Origin of the sequence: Pseudomonas veronii, from assembly GCF_001439695.1 — a bacterium.
Lineage (GTDB): Bacteria > Pseudomonadota > Gammaproteobacteria > Pseudomonadales > Pseudomonadaceae > Aquipseudomonas > Aquipseudomonas veronii.
Genome location: NZ_JYLL01000032.1, coordinates 54,278 through 76,585, shown reverse-complemented (window position 1 = coordinate 76,585; position 22,308 = coordinate 54,278). Strand labels below are relative to the sequence as shown.

16 protein-coding genes are annotated in these 22,308 nt (G+C 56.5%); 3 read left to right on the top strand and 13 right to left on the bottom strand.

Annotation, left to right across the window (positions count from 1 at the left end):
- Positions 1–231: 231 nt before the first annotated feature.
- Positions 232–1,635 carry an MFS transporter gene (locus tag TU80_RS26415; RefSeq protein WP_057005752.1) on the bottom strand — a complete coding sequence of 468 codons (1,404 nt, stop codon included), beginning with the start codon at positions 1,633–1,635 and terminating at the stop codon, positions 232–234.
- Between the two features lie 95 nt (positions 1,636–1,730).
- On the opposite strand from TU80_RS26415, the gene TU80_RS26410 reads away from it, so the two are divergent.
- The gene (locus TU80_RS26410) at positions 1,731–2,591 is read left to right on the top strand and encodes a LysR family transcriptional regulator (RefSeq protein WP_057005751.1); all 861 of its coding nucleotides are present in this window, start codon (positions 1,731–1,733) and stop codon (positions 2,589–2,591) included.
- Positions 2,592–3,336: 745 nt separating this feature from the next.
- Here TU80_RS26410 and cysC read toward each other — a convergent pair.
- The 4 genes from cysC to TU80_RS26390 are packed head-to-tail and all read right to left on the bottom strand — an operon-like array spanning position 3,337 to position 10,079.
- Positions 3,337–3,969: an adenylyl-sulfate kinase gene (cysC, locus tag TU80_RS26405; RefSeq protein ID WP_050587212.1), complete on the bottom strand. Its 633-nt coding sequence runs from the start codon at positions 3,967–3,969 to the stop codon at positions 3,337–3,339.
- Between the two features lie 30 nt (positions 3,970–3,999).
- A complete protein-coding gene (locus tag TU80_RS32105) occupies positions 4,000–5,007 on the bottom strand; it encodes an NAD(P)-dependent alcohol dehydrogenase (protein ID WP_032902215.1) in 1,008 nt (335 codons plus the stop codon).
- 4 nt (positions 5,008–5,011) lie between these two features.
- Positions 5,012–9,106 (bottom strand): SDR family oxidoreductase, encoded by a 4,095-nt coding sequence (locus TU80_RS26395; protein WP_032902216.1) that lies wholly within the window; start codon positions 9,104–9,106, stop codon positions 5,012–5,014.
- Positions 9,107–9,143: 37 nt separating this feature from the next.
- Positions 9,144–10,079, bottom strand: a complete 936-nt coding sequence (locus TU80_RS26390; protein ID WP_032902217.1) for a DMT family transporter — start codon at positions 10,077–10,079, stop codon at positions 9,144–9,146.
- A gap of 90 nt (positions 10,080–10,169) precedes the next feature.
- On the opposite strand from TU80_RS26390, the gene TU80_RS26385 reads away from it, so the two are divergent.
- Complete coding sequence (locus tag TU80_RS26385; protein WP_032902218.1) at positions 10,170–11,075, top strand: LysR substrate-binding domain-containing protein; 906 nt, start codon at positions 10,170–10,172, stop codon at positions 11,073–11,075.
- A 312-nt stretch (positions 11,076–11,387) separates the two neighbouring features.
- Here TU80_RS26385 and TU80_RS26380 read toward each other — a convergent pair whose 3' ends face one another.
- The 7 genes from TU80_RS26380 to TU80_RS26350 all read right to left on the bottom strand — a co-directional run bounded on the left by TU80_RS26380 (position 11,388) and on the right by TU80_RS26350 (position 18,885).
- Entirely contained in the window at positions 11,388–12,524 is a 1,137-nt protein-coding gene (locus tag TU80_RS26380) for an aromatic ring-hydroxylating oxygenase subunit alpha (protein ID WP_032902219.1), read from the bottom strand.
- Between the two features lie 41 nt (positions 12,525–12,565).
- Positions 12,566–13,669 (bottom strand): mandelate racemase/muconate lactonizing enzyme family protein, encoded by a 1,104-nt coding sequence (locus tag TU80_RS26375; protein WP_032902220.1) that lies wholly within the window; start codon positions 13,667–13,669, stop codon positions 12,566–12,568.
- On the bottom strand, positions 13,666–15,036 hold the full coding sequence (locus tag TU80_RS26370; RefSeq protein WP_081036805.1) for an NAD(P)-dependent oxidoreductase: 1,371 nt from the start codon (positions 15,034–15,036) through the stop codon (positions 13,666–13,668). Before TU80_RS26370 ends, TU80_RS26375 begins: the two co-directional genes overlap by 4 nt.
- Before the next feature lie 22 nt (positions 15,037–15,058).
- Positions 15,059–15,970: an isopenicillin N synthase family dioxygenase gene (locus TU80_RS33570; protein WP_082643898.1), complete on the bottom strand. Its 912-nt coding sequence runs from the start codon at positions 15,968–15,970 to the stop codon at positions 15,059–15,061.
- 27 nt (positions 15,971–15,997) lie between these two features.
- Positions 15,998–17,035, bottom strand: a complete 1,038-nt coding sequence (locus tag TU80_RS26360; RefSeq protein ID WP_011911785.1) for an IS630-like element ISPa47 family transposase — start codon at positions 17,033–17,035, stop codon at positions 15,998–16,000.
- Between the two features lie 75 nt (positions 17,036–17,110).
- Positions 17,111–17,785, bottom strand: a complete 675-nt coding sequence (locus tag TU80_RS26355) for a class I SAM-dependent DNA methyltransferase (RefSeq protein WP_050587213.1) — start codon at positions 17,783–17,785, stop codon at positions 17,111–17,113.
- A gap of 881 nt (positions 17,786–18,666) precedes the next feature.
- Entirely contained in the window at positions 18,667–18,885 is a 219-nt protein-coding gene (locus tag TU80_RS26350) for a hypothetical protein (RefSeq protein WP_032902222.1), read from the bottom strand.
- A gap of 277 nt (positions 18,886–19,162) precedes the next feature.
- Here TU80_RS26350 and TU80_RS26345 point away from each other — a divergent pair, with 277 nt between their 5' ends.
- Complete coding sequence (locus tag TU80_RS26345; RefSeq protein WP_032902223.1) at positions 19,163–20,125, top strand: hypothetical protein; 963 nt, start codon at positions 19,163–19,165, stop codon at positions 20,123–20,125.
- Positions 20,126–20,493: 368 nt separating this feature from the next.
- Here TU80_RS26345 and TU80_RS26340 read toward each other — a convergent pair whose 3' ends face one another.
- The gene (locus tag TU80_RS26340; RefSeq protein ID WP_032902224.1) at positions 20,494–22,260 is read right to left on the bottom strand and encodes an ATP-binding protein; all 1,767 of its coding nucleotides are present in this window, start codon (positions 22,258–22,260) and stop codon (positions 20,494–20,496) included.
- Positions 22,261–22,308 lie beyond the last annotated feature (48 nt).

The window sequence follows — 22,308 nt, the reverse complement described above, 5'->3', positions numbered from 1 at the left end:
CAATAACAGAGCAGCAAAGGTCACCGAAGGGCCGAAAAACCACTCAATGTGGTGAGTAGGTTCTTCAGGGGTGGTCGTGTCTGAGTTCAGGCGAGCTGAAAATCCGACTTTTTCAACAGAATCGGCCCTTAGCCTCCGTTCGCTTTTGGCTGAAAGTGGACGTTCCGTCAGCGCAATGCCATCTCGATCCAGCCGAGCGGTCTGCCCTCACTCACTGGCCGGGCTTCCGCGCTATTGCTCACGAGGGCTCTGGGGCAGCGCAAAGGCCATGGCTTGAGTTGGCCGCAGTCCGGTGAATGCCACGCCTGAAGCCAGTAACAACAACAGCGCCGAAATCATCAACGCATGATCCAATCCCCGTAGGAACTGCTGTTCTGCATTGTCGCTGATCATGAAACCGAACACCGCTACCCCTATGATGCCGCCTACTTGTCGAGCTGCGTTCAGTAGCGCGGAGGCAACACCTGCCTGGTTGCTTGGCACCACAGCCAAGGTCGCGCTGGTAATGGTAGGAATAGTCAAAGCGATACCGCTGCCGGCCAGTAGCATCGGTACCACCGACCAGCCATAGGCATGGGTGGCCAAGGCTGGAGCCATCAGCAGATAGCCCAAGGCCGAGAGCAGCAGGCCGCCGGTGGCCAATGTTCGGTGCTCAATTTGGCCGATCAGCCTGCCAGCCAGAATGTTCATGGCCATCAGCGTTGCCATCATCGGCAGGAAAGCGACCCCCGCATGGATGGGAGAGAAGTGTTCGATCGTCTGGAAAAATAGGCTCATGGCGAAAACCACGCCGTAGAACACAAGGTTCGCCAGCAAGCCGATGAGGGTCGCGCTACATAGTTGCCGGTCACGGAAAAGCGTCAGAGGCAACATTGGCTGCGCAGTGTGCGTTTGTATCCACAGAAAAGCCGCGCCCAGCAATACACACGCCAGTACCGCTCCGAGGATTTCAGGGTTCGACCAGCCCAGTTGGCTTGCCTGGGTCAGGGCGAATGTGAAGCTGGCCAAAGTCAGCATGGCAACGATCTGCCCAGGCATATCTAAGCTGCGATCAGGCTGAACCGGAGATGTGGGCGCATGTCTGGCGGTTAGCCAAAGACCGATGAGGCCGATTGGCGCGTTGATGAGAAACAAGCTGCGCCAGCCAAAAGCAGTTATGAACAAGCCACCGATAACCGGGCCCGCCGCCAGCGCAATACCGCCGCCTGCACCCCACCAGCCCACCGCTCGGTTTCGCGCGGATTCCGCATGGAATACCTCCCGAAGCAACGACAATGAAGTGGGTACCATCAAGGCCGCACCCAGTCCTTGAATCAGGCGCCAGCCGATCAACGATGCGACGCTAGAGGCAAAGCCACAACCGAGCGAGGCCAGTGAAAAAACGCCATACCCGAGCATGAACACGCGTTTGGCTCCCAGCCGATCGCCAAGCGTGCCTGCCAACAGCAGGAGGGAGGCAAACACCAAGGCATAGGCATTGACCAGCCACTGTAGATCAGTGATATCGGCCTTTATGCCCAGATGCAGGGCTTGCAGCGCGACATTGACGACACTGACATCCATGAGCACCACGAAAAATCCCAGGCATGTAGCGAGCAGGACAAGCCTTGGAGACACGTGAAGAGAAGCAGGCATGAGGTAGGCCTTCGTTAGGAAAGCCACAGGATATGGGATCACAATCTGTGCGAAAATTCAGTAAGTCCGCACAGCTGCCTGGAGAAAACGCACCGATGTTCGACTGGGAGAGTCTCCGCGTCTTTTTGGCCATCGCCCAAGCCGGCAGTTTATCGGGGGCCGGGCGCATGCTGAAGGTTGATCATGCGACTGTCAGCCGTCGTTTGGGCGCATTGGAGAGAGACCTGGGTGTGCGCCTTGTCGATCGCCTCCCTCGCTCATGCCAGTTGACCGAGATAGGGGCACAGGTATTGCGGATATCCATGGAAATAGAAAGTAGCGCTTTTGCGATCGAGCGGGCCGTTCGAGCCGAGCAAACCCCTACGACTGGGCGGGTTACCCTAAGCGCACCACCGGTACTGGCCACCAACTTCCTCATGGCCACTTTGGGGCAATTCCGAGAGCGTTATCCGCAGGTCCAACTGGCCATCGCCAGCCAGGCGCAAAGCGTATCGCTCGGGCGTCGTGAAGCCGATATCGCCCTACGTTTGTATCGACCTACTGAGTACGACAGCGTTACGCGGAAATTGGGCAGCATGCCATTTGCACTCTACGCAAGCCTTGACTATGCCCACTTGGCATCACCTGATCAATGGGAGTTCATTGCCTATGAGGAGCAACTAGCCGACATGCCGCATCAGAAATGGCTGGTGAATTTTGCTCAGGGACGAAGCATTGTCTGTGAAGTTAGCGATATCACCACCCAACATGCTGCCGCACTCGCAGGCGTGGGCGTTGCTGGGTTACCTACCTTCATCGGCGATGCTGATCCACAGTTGCGCAGGTTACCCTTCGAGGGAGAGGGGTTCTGCCGTGAGATTTGGCTGGTTGTGCATGCCGATTTGAGGCATTCACCGCTTTTGCGTGAGGTGATGGGGTTTATCGTTGAGGTGGTGGGGCAGCGATTCGGCGGGTAGAGGCTGCCAACTGGCGCAATCCCCTCGGTTCAATTATTTGTCGAGGAAGCACAGAGGATACACGGAGGACGGTATAGGGGGGATACAAGGAGAGACAGCCAGAAACAAGAAAGCCCGCACGAGGCGGGCTTCTTGAGGTGATTCATAGACTGCTGTAGACGTCTATGGATCGGTACTTGGTGGCTACACAGTCATTTGAACCAAATTCATAACCTACTGTATTTATTATTATTTTTAGCTGTTAAGTCAGGTTGGCATACATATAGGCATACATGCCGCCGGGATCTCAACGAATGCACCTCTCATACCTGATCTTGGCATAATGTCGTGCGTCTCGACAAAACGACGGACCTCGGACTGATCTACCAAAACATGGCGTCCATTGCCTCCGAGTGGCATTACTAGCCAAATAGGCTGGAAAAACTGGATTTGCGGGTGATGTTGGATTAGATGGTTAGCCGCTAATCGTTATTTTGATGTGAGCCCCTGAACATAGGAATGCGGAGCCTTCCTATGTTCAGGGGCTTGGTCTGAAAGTCTTAATGACTTTGGTGTTGGCGACAGTCGTCAAACAAGCTATCTCCGCAGATGGGATGTCGTTTGCGGCTTCGGCGCTAACCAGTTAGTGCTAAGCGTATTGGTACGAGCTTCCGATGCTTGGTTTTATTGGACGCCGCCACACCGTTGAAACCGGCCTGGACGACAACAAGTGTTTCGTAGTGCTTGCCTGTTGCTGATGTAACGGTTACCCCCATACCCGCTGGCGTTTGAGGAAACTCTCGATGGTGTGTGCGGCCTGCTCGATTGAGGAGGTTGTGCTGTCAATGACAATTTCGGGGGCCTCCGGGCGTTCATAGGGCGAGTCAATGCCGGTGAAATTCTTGATCAGGCCTTTGCGTGCCTTGGCGTAGAGGCCCTTGGGGTCGCGCAGCTCCAGGACATGCAGAGGCGCATCGATAAATATTTCAATAAAGTCGCCGGGGACGAACAGCGCCCTGGCCATGCGGCGTTCCTGTTCGAAGGGCGAGATCAGGCAGACCAGGGTGATGACCCCAGCATCTACCATCAGCCTGCCGACCTCGGCCGTGCGCCGAATGTTTTCCTTGCGGTCGTTATCGGCAAAGCCCAGGTCGGCGGTTAAGCCCTGGCGTAGCCGGTCGCCGTCAAGCAGGCAGGTGTGCAGCCGCTTACCGTGCAGGCCGGCCTGCACGCGGTTGGCAATGCACGACTTGCCGGCCCCCGACATACCGGTGAACCACAAGAGCAATGAGCGATGCCCTTTGAGGGTGGACTGGGCCTGGCGTTCGATCTCAAACGGGTGGGGCACCAGGTCCGGGGTACGCAGGGGATGTGACGGTAGTACCAGTGACGGGGGCATGAAAGACATCTCCATGGGGGCGGATGACAGTCAGAATTCAATTACCGCTCGGTAGCGCACTGTGTTGTTGCGCAGGGCGTCCAAGGCCTGGTTGATCTGCTCTGTCGGGAAAATCTCCACCATCGGCCAGACATGGTGTTCGCTGGCAAATTCCAGCATTTTCAGCATGTCGTGACGCCCGCCGACGTTGGCGGTACTGACGGTCAAGGTCTTGTAGGTCATGGCAGGAATGTCCAGCGTGACCGGGCCGGGCATCCCGGCAAAACACAGGGTGCCATGGGGGCGCAGCAGGGCGATGGCCCGTTCCCAGTCCTGGTCGTTGGAAGCGGTGATTAGCAAGAAGTCCAGGGTATTTTCCTGTGCCTGCAACGTGGCCAAGTCCAGGGTGTAGAAATGGCGCGCACCCAGCTGTAATGCCTGGGCTTTCTTGTTATCGGAGCTCGATAACGCGGTGACCGTGCAGCCGAACTTGGCTGCAAACTGGATGGCCAGGTGGCCGAGCCCACCGATGCCCAACACGCCCACGCGCATGCCTGGCCGGGTGCCCCGTAGCAACGCGGTGAACACCGTCTGCCCGGCGCAGAACAGCGGCGCGGCCACATGAGAGGGCAGGTTGTCGGGGAGCAAGAACACGAAGCGGCTGTCGCAGGTCAGGAAGTCGGCAAACCCGCCTTTTTGCCCGTTACTGCAGGTTGGCAGCACGGCCGCACAGTGTTGCTCTTCACCCTTGAGGCACCACTCGCACGCCAGGCAGGCGCCCTTGTACCAGCCGACGCCGACGCGCTGGTCGGGGCTAAGGTGGGTAACTGCCGACCCGGTGCGCACCACGCGCCCCACAACTTCATGGCCACACACCTGTGGGTATTGGGAAGCTTCACCCCAATCGCCTTCAATCAAATGCAGATCGCTGGTGCAGGCTCCGCAATGGGTCACCTGGATCTCCACTTCGTTGGCCCCGGGATCCGGGCGCAGGTAGGTGAACGGTTCCAGTGGAGAGCCCGGCCCATAGGCGGCCCAGCCGTTAGTAGTGCGTGTCATGGGTTCACTCCTGGGTTAGGTTCAGTGCCGTGAGGTACTGTTGGGTCCATTCAGCGTCGATCACCGGGCACTCCAAATGATCAAGTAGCAGCGGCGGTGGAGGGTTGAAGTAGCTGAAGTCATCAATGATCATCGGCAGGATTAACAGCGTGCGCTGCAACACGGCCTTGCCAGGGGCCTGTTCCTTGAGTCTGGCCTGCCATTGTTCCAGGGGCAGTGGTGCATACTGGGTTGGTCCCAGAAGCGTCTGTATCCAGGCGCATAACTGGGTCCATTTGAGGTTCGCCGCAGGGTTATACAGGTGCTGTACGGGCGGTGAACCCAAGGCCTGGCCGTGGATCGCTGTGTGGGTAAATACCTGCGCGACATAGTCCACGGGGGTCAGGTTCATTGACCAGCTCGCTTCGTCTGGCCAGGCATTGAGGGCCAAGCAGCTGCGAATCAGTAGCCCGACATAGTCCTCCTGGTTTATCGACGCGCCACTGTCGGGATGTGCGGGGGCGCTGATGTCGCCACAGCGCAGAATGTTCAGGGACAGCCCGCGGCTTTCGCAAAACGCAATGGCCAAGTGTTCGGCCACCAGCTTGGCGCGGTTATAGCCGGTCGATGGCACCGGCTCCGGTAGGGTCGAGGCAAACACCACGCCGGCCCCGTTTGCGGCTGCCAGGCCGAGCACCTCGACCACACCGCCGACGTTGGTCTGGGCCAGGCGTTCATAGCGCTTGAGCCAGTTGACGTCGGCGGCGCAATGAATGATGCAGTCCACGTCTTGGCACAGCCGCTGATAGGCCGCGCTCGCTAGGCCGAATTGTGGTTGCGCCAGATCCCCGGCCATGCCCTCGACCCGAGCCGTGCGGGGCGACAATCCCAATTTGGCTACCCGACGTTGAGCCTGGGCCGCATCATCCGCACGGACCAGGCACAAGATCGTCTCCACACCGGCTGTTTGTTGCAGTTCGGCAACCACCCTGCGCCCTAGATACCCAGTCGCTCCGGTGACCATGATTGTGCGTCGGGCCAGGCGTCGCGGCGCCTGCTGCAGGCTCGCCACAGCCGTGGTCAACCGGGCCAAATAACGCTCGGCTTCTGCCGTGACCGAAAAGGCCACTTCCAACAGCGGCGTACCTTGCAGCCGATGGGCCAGCAGCCTGCTGATCCCTGCCACCGTCGAGTCGCGGGTGATATCGGCAATCGTAAGGTTCGTCTCGAATGCGCGATTGATGCGCGTCATCAAATCCAGCAGCAACAAGCTGCCGCCAATATCGATAAAGTCGCTATCGGGCCCCAGGGTGACCCCTTGCAGGTTCATGCAGCGCGCCCACAGCCTTGCCACTCGTACTTGCAGCGGCGTCAGCGGCGGTAGGTCATCCGACAGCGGTGCTAAAGGCTGCAGCAACAGGGCTTGGGCACCCAGACGCTTCTGGCTCGCTCCCGCCGGAATCGACGCGGCAAGAAAGTACCCCAGTGGCACGCTGAATGCGGGCAGGTGCTGGCCTGCCCACTGGCGCAGGGCGCCAGCAGCTGGAGGGTTGTCGGGGTCTCGGGCGCTGATAAAGGCCACCAGTTGCATATCCTGGCCCTCGCCACGGGTAGTGACCAGCGCGCTGCGTACCTCGGAGTGAGTCATCAATACCCGCTCGACGTCTGCGCTGAAGATCTTGAAACCGCGCACCTTCAAATGGGTCGTCGCACGCCCTATCAGATAAACCTCTCCGGTCTCGCTCAGCCGCACCATATCGCCGGTGCGCAGCAGCCGGTGTGCCAGCGTCGGGCAGTCGGTGGCCATTGGATTTTCCACGAAGGCACTGCGGTTTGCCGCGTCGTCATTGAGGTAGCCCATGCTGAGGCCTGGGGTATGGACGTACAGTTCACCGTGGCCACCCAGCGGCGTGCAATCGAGGGCCGGGTCTAGCACGTAGGCCTGGGTTCCGGCGGTAAATTGCAGATGTCCGTCCGGGGCGGATAACGCGACATCTCCGGCTTCATTCGAGCCATACAGGTCGATCACCCGGCAATGCGGCAGGCAGCGCACGAGATTCTGGCGCGTGGTCGCTGGCAGTTGTTCGCCGCTCAGCCACAGGCAATGCACTGCGGCAAAGGCTTGTTTGAACGCCGGCTCATCCTGCATCAGGCCTGCCGCCAGGCTGGGGGTGATCATCAATTGGCTGAGCTGGCCCCACTGGACGAATGCCCGTAGAGCCTGAGGATCCAACACCATGGCATCCGGAATCAGGCAGGCGGTGGCACCGCTGAAAATAGGGTAGTAGACATATCCAGCCATCCAAGCATTGAGGCCCACTCGGTCGCCCGGGCGGATGTGCTGTTGCCAAAGCGCCAGGGAATCAAGGCGACCGTGTTCGGCGATGGTGACAATCTTCGCCGTGCCGGTAGTGCCGGAGGTAAGCAGGCCGTAAGCTAGGTCATTGACGACAGCTGCACGTCGGGTTACGGCAGCGGGCGCGGGGTCCAGTTCGTCGAACACCAGGGTGCGATAACCGGGCGGCAAGTCGTTGAGACTGGTGGTGTCACCTACCACCACCACCGGCTGGAGGTTGGTCAGGGCCTTGGCGGTAGCCTCCAGGCCATACCAGTGAGGAATATCGAGGTAGGGCCAGCCCAGCAGGCTGCAGGCGGTCATGGTGATCAGGCTTGGAAGGTCCTTGTCCAGGCGGATAGCCACCCAGCCGCTATGGGTGCAAACTTTCGACAGGCGTTCGGCCAGCGTGGTGGCATGGGCATGCAGTTGCCTGGCATTCAGTTGCCTATGCGGTGTCATCGCGACCAACCTCTCAGGGGCTTGGTCCAGTAAGCGAAAGAAGTGTTGCTGCCATGATAGGCCCGGCGCGCTGGCAGTGCTGGCGTGGCGGTTGCTGGCGATTTGATGCGTGCGGCTACGTAGGCTCGCATTTAGCGCAAGGGTTGCCAGTTGCGCACTGATTCGCGGGGCCTGAGCGCCAGGGTTGGACGGATCGATGGCTATCAGGGGCAAGTCAAGGGCCCTGGCCGATGGCGTGTCAGGTGCCATCAGGCACAGGAACCGCTGACGCGCCTGCGCGGGAGAGCAATAGGCTATATTTTCGTCGGTCGTCAGCAGCACCAGAGGCCCGTCCTGCAACATGGCCAGTTCACGCATGGTTTCCTCGTTCAGCATCTGGCCGCTGCTGTCCAACAGCCAAAGGGCATAGTCTTCGGGGAGATGGGCCGCCAGTTGCAGGGCGCTACTGCGATGCTCGTCGGATGGGGCCAGTAACAGGACTTGGAGTCGCGTCGTGATCGGTTCATGCAGGCACTTAAGGTGATCCGCTGCATCAGCCAGCCGTTGCCAGGTGGCGGATAGCTGGAAAAACCGATAAATCACCTGCTTGTTCCGCGCCGTTTGTTCCACTATCTCAGGGAATTCCATGGCCGAGTGTGTCACCGGGGCGAACCCGGATGAGCGCTCGGCCTCATCATGCCAACCCTTGAAAAACTGCCATTGCGCAATCTGTTCCGGCTCCCATGACAACAGTCGTGGGGAATAGTCGATACCGGCAAAATCGCAGAAACGCATCAGGGTGCCTTGGGTCTCCCCCATCAAGTCGGCGTCACTGTCCAGGTACAGCACTTGGTCGCTGGGGCAATGCTCCAGTACTAGATTATGAATGCTCGCCAGCTCATCGAAACCCGACTCGGCGGCATCGAAATAAGTGGTACCGCCGCCCTGGCTGACGCGATAAAGCGATTGCATGACATCCAGTGGCTGGCGTACCAGGAAGACATGCTTGAAACCCGTCAACCAGGCGCCATCAATGGCCTGGAAGTCAAAAAAATAGGCGATCTCTTTAGCAAATTGCAGTCGCAGGGGCAAAGCGGGGCGTTGGCACAGCAGGTCCATCGCTTGGCTGTAGCGGGTGATGCCCACGGGGCCTTGTTCGGCCTGCCGGGTGCGCTCGATCAGCGCATGCTTGGCGGGAAAGTGCTGCAACAGGAAGGGTTCCGACAGCTGCTCATGCAGCACCCTCACGTCTGGATGTTGCATCACGGCCCGCTCGAAGGCGGTCGAGCGGCTCCGGGAGACGGCCCAGAGAATTACGTTGGGCAGATGAGATGACGTCAGCATAAACAGCTCCTGGGCAGGGCCTGTACACGTGAGGTGTCTAGCGCTCGCCTGCGGGTTTTTTCAGCACAATGAAACCCGACAGCAGAATAAGGACCAGGCCGGTAGCGGTTCGGCCGTTCAGCATTTCGTTGAACAACAGGGCGCCCCAGGCGATGGCAAAAATCAGGTAGGTGTAGTCAAACGCACCAATGACCGAGGTCTCACCAACTTGGTAGGCTTTGGCGAGCCCGATGCTGACGACTACCATCAGGACCGCCAATACGATCATGATCCACCAGTCGCCCTGGCCCATGGCCGACCAGCCTCCAATCAGGAATCGTAAACCGTCATCCACCGGAAAATGCGGGCCGGTCTGCAGCACCACCAAGCTGCCCACCACCCCAATGATCAGCAACGCGACATTCATGGCCAACGCCAAGAGTACGGGGTCCTCATCGGCACATTTGCCCTTGGTCACCACCACGGCAAGGGCGTATAAAATAGCGGCGAGTACAGGCAGTAGCGCATAGGTATTGAAGTCTTCGGTGCTCGGCGCCAGGGTAATCACGACCCCGACAAAACCCAGGCAGATCGCCAGCCATTTGCGTGTGGTCACGTTCTCCTTCAAGGAGAGGGCCGAGAACAAAGCGATGAACAGAGGTGTGGTATAGATAGCCAAGGCGGCGACGGTCAGGCTGATGAAGGGCAGTGCGCCGTAAAAGGCGATCCACATCAACGACAGCAGCAGGCTTCTTATCACCACCCACAGGGGAGACAGCGGCCACAAATTCGTGGCGCCGCGCAGGTGAACCACCAGCGCCATCAGAATGCCCGAGGCCAGCACAGAACGGATTACATACAGTTGCCACATTGAAGTCTCGGCACTGGTTGCCTTTATGATGGCGTCTGACACCGAGAGCAAAAATACCGAACCTACAACGATAAGAATGCTTTGTCGGTTATCAGTGGCGGTTATCGTAGTGCTTCCAGACATGAGTTTTCCTTGATTAACGGCTTTAAGGATTCTGAGTGCGCACTGGCTGTATTTAAAGTGACTTATGGTTACGCAGAAGGACTGAAAATTATGGATAATTTCAAACGCTCACTGCCCCCACTGTCCAGCCTTGTGCCTTTTGAAGCGGCGGCGCGACTTGAGAGCTTTTCCAAAGCCTCTGAAGAGTTGAACTTGACCCAGGCCGCAATTAGCAAACAGGTGCGTTCTCTCGAAGAATTCCTGGGTGTTGCGTTATTTACCCGCAGAAATCGGGCGGTATTCCTGACGGCGGCGGGTGTCGAATTTCGCGATGCCGTTCGGACGGCATTCCTGGGTATTGCGTCGCAAGCCGAAGATCTGAAAAAAGGCCGGGAAAGCAGCGAAGTAGTCCTAGTGGCACAGTTGTGCGAAGCTTTCTATTGGCTGACGCCCAATATTCCCGCGCTGCATAGGAAGTACCCGGATCTGGAGGTGCGCCTTAACGCATCGACCCAGCCCATCACCGCAACCGCTGAAAAATTTGATATCGCCATCCAGACCTCAGGCCGGGCTTCTGGCGATCACACGCGGCTGTTTACCTTGAGCGATGACATCTATCCGGTATGTAGCCCACGCTACCTCGCTTCTTTTGGCAGCACGCCGCTGGTCTTGGCGGACTTGGCCAACCTGCCGCTGCTGCACCACGTTGCAGTACCGCAAGACTGGAGCACCTGGAACGATTGGTTGCTGGAATTCGGCATCAAGGCGGGTGGCTCCAAGGACAAATTCTTCGACAGCTATCCAGTGATGATGCAGGCTTGTGTCGAGGGGTTCGGTTTTGCATTGGGGTGGCGTCGGACCACCGAAAAAATGCTCGCCAGCGGCGACCTGGTACGGCCCTTTGCCGAATCCACCCATCTGCCGGAAGCTCTGAGCGTCTACAAATGGCGAGACGCCAACCTGCGTCCGGCAGCCCGGCAGTTGCTGGATTGGTTGAAGTCATCCTTTGGTGACTGAGGCGCAATGCCTGCGTTCGGTCCTTCGCTGATAAGGCAGGGCAGATTAACAGCGAAAGCTAGAGCGCAGGACCGTTCGCTGAGGAGCTCGCTTGCGATAGCGGCAGTTGGAACACCGCAGGGTGTCAGATATTCAACGTCATCATTAACGACCACCTCAGGCAAGCCAGCTCCGACAAGGAGACGCGCACGGCTCAACGGCCAGATTACTATTAGGTGGCGACGGTAGCACTGCCGGTACTTATGGCATCTGATACACCACTATCGCAGCCTCGCTCTCGACATAAACCCCAAGGGGGCGTTTTCAAAGACCCTAAGAGGGTGTCAGCAGGCCAAGGGCCGCCAGGGTTTTTTTCTGGATGTCATGCACGGCATGTTCGCTATTAGCACCCAGGCCCGGGTCAACGACAAAACGTCCCTGCTGGTAGCCATCACTGCTCAAGCCCCGCTGGACGCTAGCGCACAGGGGCACATCTTCTTCGCGAATAACCGCTACAAAATCGATGACTTCCTGCTCTTCCCGAGTGGGTGTGGCGGCATCGCAAAACCATTCGACCACTTGCAAGGTGTGATCCACTGCGATGGGGATGTGGTGCAGGACATTCATATAGCCCCCTGGGTACACCTCCAGGCAAAAGTTTGGCCATAAGTACCATGCACCAAACTGACGGGACTGTGGTGAGGTTTCCTTCATCGTATACCCTTGATTTGTTCCACTGTCGTGGCTGACATGGGCGTGGTAATGCTCATGGATCGCCAAGTGGTAGCTCTTGAGATCAAGGGTGGCCATGGACAATGTCGGATGGCACATCGGGCAGTGATAACACTCCGAATAGTTTTCCACCGAAACTTTCCAGTTGGACTGCACGCTGTAGTTCTTGGAATACGCATGGGACAATTTTTCCGGCGCCGGAGCAAAGGATCTTATGGAGTCTTCCAGGCCGGGAAGCAGGGCTTGCATGGATGCGCATTTGCTGTCGAAATTGATAAAAATAAACCCGCAAAATACCTCAAGCCGGATGGGCACGAGTTGCACCTGCTCAGTACAGAAGTCCTTGAGATGCTCGGACTTTCGCGCGCTGACCAACTGGCCCTGGGTGTTATAGGTCCAGGCATGGTAAGGGCAGGTCAACAGCCCGGGCACATGGCCACTCCCCTCCACGAGCCGGTGTGCACGATGCTGGCAAACATTGTGGAATGCCTTGAAGTCGCCGTCCTTGTCTTTGACCACCAGGGCACTCTGGCGACCCAGGTCCCGGACGTAATAGTCACCGGCCTGGGCCAAGGCTGAAACGTGGCAAACGTACTGCCAGGTCTTGCAGAAAATCAGCTCCATTTCCTGTTCGAAGAGCCGGCTATCCACATAGTGTTCGCTGGGTAAGGTGAAGGATGCAAAGGGATCCGCGTCGAAGCCGCGAGCCAGATGCAAGGATGATGGGGCGCTGGACATGGAGCCTCCATGGATCAACGTGGTGGAAAGGGCCGCGGCGCTCAACTGTACTGCGCGACCGGTGATTCGAAATGCCGGGGGGCGAGTTCGAGCCCCAGCCCCGGGCTGTCCAGTACATACGCGCGGCCCTGGCGAATATCGAACCCACCCGTGGCCAATTGCACATCGTGGTGCCGGCAGCAGTTCCAGCTCGCGCGATGAAAACGCGCTGGCGTCGCGGTGGCCAGATGCATGACGGCGCTGTCCGAAATCAAGGTGCCGCCGACGTCCTCAATGTTCATCTGGATTCCGTGATGGATGCAGAAGTCGCGCAGTTGCCGGGCCTTGGTCAAGCCACCGACCCGACCGATTTTCAGCCCGATGACCTGAGTGATGTTATGGCGTTGGGCATACGCCAGGTCTGCCAGGGTCACAATAGACTCATCAAGGATAATCGGATTACGAGTCAGCTCGCGCACGGCGCGGCACTGATCCATGGACTCACAGGGCTGTTCGAAACACACCGTAGGATCCTGCACGCTGTTCATCACCGCGACGGCATCGGCCACCGTCCAGGCACGATTGACGTCGAACGTAATCACCTCGCCCGGCAAACGCTGCGCAATCAGGTAGTTGATCCGCGTTACATCCTCTTCGACACCGGTGCCGACCTTGCAAGAATGGGTGCGGTAACCCTGCTGTCGGGCGGCCGCCAGGTGTGTGGCCATAAGGTCGGGGTTGTCTGTGGGAATGCTGCTCTGCAAGGCAATCGAGTCCTGGAACTTACCCCCCAGCAGGGCATACAACGGGAGGTTGCAGTGCTTGCCGAGAATGTCCCAGCACGCCAGGTCAATTGCCGCTTTCACATACGGGTGCCCGGGCAGCATCACGTCCATCCGCTCGTTGATCTGGTCCAGGTGCAACGGGTTTTCCCCCATCAGATGGGGCGCCAGTTCATCGATCCCCGCCCGTACGCCTCTGGCATAGGCCGGCAGGTAGGTGGCGCCCCATGGGCAGCTTTCACCCACCCCCAGCAAACCGCTGTCGGTACCTATCACGACCACGGTGGAATCCAGCGCGGCATAGTGCAGGCGACCGCCGCTGAGGCTGTATTTTTCCTTGAGCGGGACGTCGAACTGGTAGACCTTGATGGACGTTATTTTCATGGCACAAGTACCCCCTCGGCCTCGGAAAGACCCGCCATGCGGGGCGAGATGGCAACATCCAGGATCGATTGTTGGAAAATCCGGTTGATAACGCTCAGCTTTAGCTCATGGCGTTTTTGATCGACTACCGCGATGCTGTCGAAGCACGGCTCGTAGCTGTCCATGTGTTCGGCCACCCAACTAGGGCCGCAGCTCCAGTTGACGACCTGGGTGACCAGCGAGGGCGACAGGCCCATGGCGCCGCCAATTTCAGCGGCCTCCCCGAGGATGACCCGGTTGATACAGGCGAGGAATTCCACCAGATGCGTCGCCAGCTTGATCTTTTGGTTGTCGGTAAACCGGATGCCGGAGTGGAACGTTCCCGGCAGTGTGGGGGTGATCCGGCCGAAGGCATCCTCGGTAAAAGCGCCGCTGTGTCGGTAGTTACGATTGGCGCCGTAGGGCGAGGGTGCCTGGAAGTCGGCCAGCGCAAGCGCAATGCTGTTTTCCTGTTCGCTCAAGGCTGCGACCTTGACGTGATTGTCCTGAGTGTCGAACCGCGCTCCGGCCTGTCGATAACGATCAGCGATGATCCGCCCCAAGGGCATCGCCACCCCCAACTCATCGGCCAGCGCCTCGGTGAGGCTCATGTCCTTGACCGTGATCTCCAGGGTGCACGAATGGTCGTAGCTGGCGTCGAGCATAAACGGGGTCAACTGATTGCTGACAAAGCAGTTACCGCGGGAGGTTTTTACGAAATCCCAGAACCAGTGCAGCGGGATCTCATTGGCCCGGGCCAGCACCAGCAACTCGGCCCACACGGCGGTGGCGGCGTAAAACAGCAGGTTGGTCAGTAACTTGACGGACTGCCCGGTGCCGATCTCACCTACATAAAATGCCTTGCGGCCCATGGTCTCCAGCACGCTGTGACTTGATTGATAACCGATTTTGTCGCCACCGATGTAGAAACACACATTGGCGAAATCCACCCCCATATGCGACAGATTGCTGACCGGGGCTTCAAGGCTATGGATGTGTTTTTGTCGGGCCAGTCCGGCGATATGCCGGGTGTTGTGGTAATCGGTGGTGGAGGTATCGATCCATACCGAATTTTCCGCCATCCCGGCCAGCGCACCCTCCGGCCCGGTCATGTTTTCCAGCACATGATGGGGTAGGGGCAGGCAGGTCACGACAACCCCACAACCGCTGGCACACAGCGCGGGGGTGGCCTTCCAGCGAGCACCTGCAGCGATCACGGAGCTCGCACGTGTCGGGTCGATGTCATACACCTGAACCTCGTATCCGGCGAGCAGCAGACGCTCCACCAGTGGCCGGCCCATATTTCCAACGCCGATGAAGGCGATTTTGTTTGGCTCTGCGGTGTGCATATCGCTTCTCCTGTGGGCCGCTTCAAGCGAACTCGCGCGCCCTGCCGGCGCCCTGGCCGGATACCCAGATGGAATTGAAGTTATCGAGCATGACCTGCCGGCAGGCGACCGTTTGATCACTGCCTAGCGGGGTAAACACGGCATCAATGTCCGGGTACACAAAAAACGGCAGTGACACCCTGGCGCTGCTTGCACGGTGGATCACCTGGTGCGGCGTACTGGTAAACAGGCCGTTGCTCCACTTCATCAACATATCGCCGAGATTCACCACCACTTCGTTGGCGCGGCAAGGAACGTCGATCCAGCGGCCTTGTGAAAAGGCACTGAGGGCGCAGGCATCTCGCGGGTCCTGGAACAGCAAGGTGAACATGCCGTTGTCGGTGTGCTTGCCCGCGCCACTGCCCGAGGGTGGGTAATACAGCGCGCGCTGGATCAGCACCGGGTTGGAAAAAAACGCCTGGAAAAAATCACGGTCCAGCCCGAGGGATAGGGCCAAGCCGCGCAGTAGTGCGGGCACTACCCGGTCCAGTACTTCTTGTTGCAGAGCGAGCATGGACTTGGCAAAGCCGGGGGCCTGACCCTCGCTGGGCAACAGGTTCGGCCCGGTAAACGGCAAGTCGCAGGCCGGCGCTTCCCGGCCCATGTCGAAATGCTGCTTTCGATCCGGGCCGGTGGGGGGATGCAAGGTCTCGCCAAACGTATCGACATATCCACGGCACGTCTTGGGGATGACCACTTGCCGGTCCTGGCAGAACTGGTTCTTGGTGGACAGTGGCAGCGCGAAGAATTGGCGGGCGGTGTCCAAGGCATCCGCTATCAACGAGGGCTGTATGCCATGATCGGCCAGGTAGAAGAATCCATCATTGACGCAACATTTGCGCAAACAGCTGATTTCATAATCTGCTTGGGTCGATTCAAGACGCTCAAGGGAAATATTAACCCGGCAATCAAATACACCAAATCATGCTGCGTAGGCGATACGTGGATGCCGGAAATAAGAACGGATTCTTTGAGGGCGTAATTGCAATCGTCTCATGACCGAGCGAACACGCCTTTCCAGTTCGTCCTGATTACGCGCCGGCAAGCCCGTGCGAACCTGATGTTTCAAATCACAATTCAAATACTCGTCAGGGTTCAACTCCGGGGCGTAGGCCGGCAAGAAGAACAGTTCGATTTGCTCTTTGCGGTCGCCAACCCAGGCGCTCACCTTTTTGCTGTGGTGTACGCGCAGGTTGTCGAGAATCAGGAACACCTTGCGGCCCTGAGCATCGCGAATCAGGCGACTCAGGAAGCGAATCAGCACTGGGGCTGTCAGCGTTTCCCGATACAGCATGAAGCGCAGTTTGCCCCGATTGGTCACGGTGGAAATCATGTTGGTGGAAAAACGACTGCCGCTGACCAGGCGCACCGGCGTTTCGCCAATAGGGGCGTAGCTGCGGCCAGCATGGCTGTCACTGCGCATACCGGTTTCGTCGCCCCACTGAATCTCACCATTCTCAGCCCTGGCCCGCTGTGCGATGCGTGGATATTCATTATCCAGCCAGTGCTGAACCACTTCAGGTTTCTGCTGATAAGCCCGATGCAGTGGGCGCTGCGGGGTGTAGCCCCAACGCTTGAGGTATTCACCAACCGTTCGAACCGGCATGAGAAAACCACAGCGCTGGCGGATCAGTTCTCGCACCGCATCACGCGTCCAGAGCGCAAAGCCGAGCTTGAGTTGGTCGGGCATCTTATCGGTCATCAAGGTGCGAATCAGCACTTCCTGGCTGGAGCTCAAACTGCGGCGATCACCCTGGCGCACACCACGCTGGCCGCCGGCAATGGCAGCCTTTTCGCCTTTATGTTCTGCGACCTGCGCCCAGTGAGCAATAGTGCGGGGGTGAACACCAACCGCTTCGCCAATAGCCTTGTAGGTGTAACCCTGCTCACGCATGCGTAGGGCCGTGGAGCGCTTTTCACGTTGTTCTTGGGGGCTGAGTTTACGGGCATCTATTTTCATGGAGACAGATTATCTAATATGCCCTATTTATTTGCCAGGTTAATACTATTGAGCACATCCATGTTCGACTCCTGATTATTTGTTGACGGCAAACGCCAAGTAGTGGGCTTGCACGTCGTTCAAGTAAGCGGCGTTCATAAACGAAGGCAATACAGAAAGTTGTCTGGAGGCCGTTAGTTTATGCAGTAGGGAGTCAAAGTGTTCTGCTGTATAAAAAGTACAGCGCGTACTCAGTAGGATCAGTCCGCTATTTTTTGTGATTCGCATAAGCTCATGGATGGCCTCTGTGGGTAGATGGCCCTCGATAAATGCACCGCAGCAAAAGGTTGCGTCATACTGGTTGTCAGCGATCATTGGATTATGTTCAGTAAGATCCACCCCACCATACAATGTTGCATAGGCCCGGGTTTCGCGCGCCAAGTTAGTCATGGCCGGCGATAAATCACAACCATCGACAGGCGAAAATCCCCGCAGCATCAGTTCTTTACCGACCAGACCGGTTCCGCAGCAAGCATCCATGATTCGCATGGGGCGGCGCGCTTCAGAGGCCGGGAGCAACGAGTCGAAGAGGTCACCGAGCATGCGGGGGCCGCAGTAGTTTTCTTCAGATACATCGTTGTCATAATCGACTGACCAGGTTTCGTAATAATTCCTCAACCGCGAATAGTCACGATCAAAGTTAAGCGCCTGGTTAACGGAAGTTGGCGGTAAAGGTCGGCCACCTTTGATAGCGTAGTTTTCGCTGGCCATTCTGTATTCTCCGAAAAAATTAATCTTCAGGTTGAATTGAACAGTGGTTGCTGCTTGGAGGGCTATTCTTATTCGTCAACTATGGCGCTGTAAATAGCAGGTAGACGACTTATCCTACAGATTATTCCTTATAGTTAACTGTTCGTTATACATTGCATTTATTTTCCGCTGATCATCAAGAAGCAATGAGCCTGCCTTGACAGAAAACTCCTCAGTACCTTGACGCCTTACCTTCAGCCATCATCACGCTAATGCAGGCAGGGCACCACGCCCATGCTATTGCTTAATTTATTCGGCGATCATGGCGCCACACGGGTGGCGAGCCTGGTAGCCAAGGCACAAGGGCTGGGTGGACAAAATTCTGCTGAATGGCAAAGCCTTTGCCTTTACCGCCGAAGACCTTTGGACAGCAAGATGCGGGCATCCTTTACCACTATGTCCCCGGTCTATACATACCTGTAAAGCGGGCAGAGCGAAGCTGGTCTATGACGTCGTTGACGATGAACGCTATGGATAAGCTTGTGGTCACCTTACGTTCATCAAGGCACGACGATTCCATTTTCCCTAGCGAACCGCTGGACTCTGGTTCGTCCTAACCTTTAGGCAGCACGCACCATCGTGTCGTGGAGCAGAAGCCAGATCAATCTTCCAAGGTAATCTGAAACGGTAATTTATCCTATTGATTATTATCGTTAATATTAGTTGTGTATTTTGATTGAGATACCAAATGGAATACCTCACGAGATAGCACTCCATTGGCCCCGCCTGTATTAGATCTGAAAATCTTGCTTCCCATCCACGATAAGTACTGACTTTCCTTACAGGTTGATCCAGCAGAATCATTTCGGTACCTGCAAGGGGCAGCGGGCGTTAGATGATGCCTATAACAGGCGTAGGCGCATAATCGCATCGGTGACGGCTCGTGCATTTTTGTCCAGCGTTTCCATGGCCCCCATTGCGTTAGCGGCGACACTTTCCACTCCATTCTCTGAAATCCATTTGGTCACTTCTTCAAGGGCCGCTGCTAGGGCGTGCTGGTTGTGCAGGAGCAGCGTGAGAGCATCCGCTGTGGCTATGTTGGCTTCAGAGTTATCTGGCATGGGGATCGTCCTTGAGTCACTGGTGTGGGAAGACTAGCTGAACACGCCGCTGGCTGGCGGCCACTTCTCTAGATCCGCTGACACCTGGGTAGTTGCACTGACTTGACGACTCATTTGCAGTCGACCTAACCAGCCATTGTAATGGATTTGACCCAACCCCTCGCAACCATGACCAGCAGTGAACGGCCAGGGGCAGTCACTCAGCGTCAAAAAAAGCCAGAGGCGATCCAGTATGATGCGCCAGGTGTTATGGAATGACATCGCCTAAGGAGTAGTCATGATAAAACCACCGTTCAAAATTCTTAAATCTCATCTAGTGGATGCGTTTTTCATTACGGCCGAAAAGTTATATCGCGAATTCGAGGAACCTCTAGAGGCAGTGGATAGATTCAGAAGTGGACGAATCTATTTTCTTGTCAAACGACGCAAAGCGCGGTTTTCCAGTGTCTGTCTAAGCAAAAAGTGCCAGATCGTGTTTAAGTATGCCTCGCAGGGCATGCTGTCGCGCCCGCACAAGGTCAACATTGCTCAACTGCTGCATGGCGCGCCGGCTATCAATAAAAAATACTTTCCGACCCCGGCCCATTTGCAATCAATGATTCAATATGTCAAGTCCGCGGATGAGTATGAGCGCCTGCTGAAGCGAGAGCCCTTGGTCGCAGCCGTCATGCCGGGAAGCGGGGAGAAGGAGCGCGCGGATCGGGCAATCGCCTACCATTTCCTGACACCTGCGGACCCGACGCCCAAGGATAAAAACAGGCATATCATCTTTGCTCATCAACTGCTGCGTGTTACCGATGACCTTCCGGAAAAATACGAAGTCATGTACATCGGCAAGGCCATGGAGCTGTCTGACCGAATGGACGGGCACAAGCGTGTGCAGCAAGCCCAGGCAGAATGCGAGGACGAAGCGGAAATCTATCTGTACTTCTTCACGCCACGATTCGAGGCGATGGCGTCTCGCGACGGCATGGCCATCAAACAGCCTAACGACTATCTAAACCTGGGGGAAGAAAATCTCGTGCTCGCCGCCGAAGCCGGTTTGATCAATTACTTCTCACCTGAAATGAATGTTCAGAATAAAACGACGGACCTGCGTAAAAGCAAGGCCATGACCCGCGTGAAGAGTTTGAAATACACTCACTTTATTTCGGAGTGTAATTTTGACGAACATGACTATGCGTTCGAAACGACGAAAATCAGGAAGAGTGGCGCGCACGAGAAGATTTACTTGCTCTAACGCAGAGCAGGTACCTCCTACTCACGTGTTCGAGGGTGCCCCCCCATCACAGTGTGCACGACTGTATTGAGTTCAGCGGTTGACCGATTTGCTCTGATAGCCAGACTGGATGAACGGAAAAACAGCTGTGGATTCTGCACATACAGTTGGGTTGTGATTCAATGTTTGTACCGCCCGCGCTCTATTTTGGGCTTTAAAAACCACGCGGTCATGCAGGTATGCAATGCCGTAAATTGCTTCGTTTTCCTGGGCTGAAACGTTCGGCCATGCTTAAGGTGTTGTCACAAGCCAAAATGGCAAGCCCTCCCGGGGCTGCTGGATTCCGAAGGCTAGAGCCAGGAATCTGTCCAAAACCCACAAAATACGGCCTACATCAGCAGTGCGCCAGGAAAACCCGGTGCACGTTGAAGCTGCCATTCAATTTGTCGGCGTGCTGTGGAAATAATATCTGTAAACAATAGGCAGCTGACTCCAGGCTCAAGCTCTCGGGTCGGGAAGCCATCAATCCGCCCTCCTATTACTAGAATTTTTATTGGCTTAGCGCTATACCCGGTAAGCTCATGCCGATACCGAGTTGCTTGCTGGTAATCCGCAAAGCTCAAAGGATGCGAGGGACGCTTAAACTCGATCAGTAAGAACTCCCCCAGCAGGCTTTCATTCAACAGCAAGTCTGGACGGGTCGTGCCTAGCGCTCCGGAGTACTTCTGTTTCAGCAGCTCCTCAATCTGCCGTTTCAAAGTGATATTGGAACTAAAGATCGTGAATGCAGCACCCAAAATCCAAAGATTTACTTCTATAGCTTTGTGTACCGTTGACTCAAGGCAGCCTTCATTTCGGACTAGGCGCTCCAAGTCATCCAAGAACTGCAGTCTGGCTTTAGCTTGGTCGACCAGAACGGCCATGTCGGCAAGGCCAAAGCTCTCCAGCGCATCAGCAAGGTTAACGATATCGCCGCGATTTGCTTCAGCGAGATGCTCGATGATAGAGCGGTATTCGGTACGTTCTACGGCCTCAAGAACGACAAATGCGAGAGCCTGTACCTTGTGGGCAGGTTCGTCGTAATACTTTTTCAAAACCTTCTTGATTGCTCGATCTGCAAACTCGCGCTTGTGCTGGGGCAGTTTTTCCAATCGGCCGGCGACCGCTTTTTGCAAGCGAGCATGCGCCATCCGCATTTCCATACCGTGTGTAGAGCGGAAAGCCTCAACCAAATTTGCCTGCACGAAGGTGACGATCTGTAGGTAAGCCTCGCTGTTTTCGATTACCGAGTCCCAACCGGCAGTTACATAGTCCATCAGCCCGTCAGCTTCGACCTCGCCATACAGCTTTCTCAGCAGACGAGCAGGAATCTCATCACTGTTCTCCAAGCCAAAATAACTAGGCTTACCGACTGCCTTTCCTTCCACCATCAAAGTAATGCCGGGGCGTCTCAGACCACTTTTCTTTTTGCTAATGGCAAAACGAAGAGTTGCATCCCCCGCATCAGGAAACGTACCTTGCACCTCAGTGAATTCGCCTTCAAGATCATCAATGCCCAGCGGTTTACCATTGATGATAATTTTGAAGTCCTTCTGCCGACCGTACTCCATGATCAGTTCTTGGCGTAGTCGATCAGCACTTGGGTAACGTAGCCCTTGACGAAGATGCGTCAGTGTCACGCAGGTTCCATGATCTTCGAAGCTGCATTCGCTCACCTCAAGTGGTAGCGTCAAGTGCTCAATATCGGACGCCGACTCAAGGTCCTCAATACCAAGCGTGAACGAAATCTGTTGGCCACGGGCCATTGTGGTGAGACGCATCACCGAAGCGGACATCAACCCAGCAAATTTTCCGATCCCTTTCTTGCCTTTGATCGGACGCCGTTTTTTTGAGGTACGTCCATTAGTCCGCATCCGTCGATCAGATGCAATTTTCAAATAATGAGACTCAAGCTCCCGGCGAGTCATCCCGTTACCATCGTCGCGTATAACAATAGGGCCATTGGTCAATGGCTCAGGTAGTTCGATAACCACCTCTTCTGCATCCGCATCCCATGCGTTATCAACCAACTCTTTAAGAGCTTTTTCTGTCGTCGAGTAATCTTGGCTGAGCAACGTTGCCAGTCGGGAGTCAACCTGAAAATTTGCTTGCTGCATCTCGCATTCCATCATGGAAGGTTGTCGGCCCCGAGCACATCAACGATT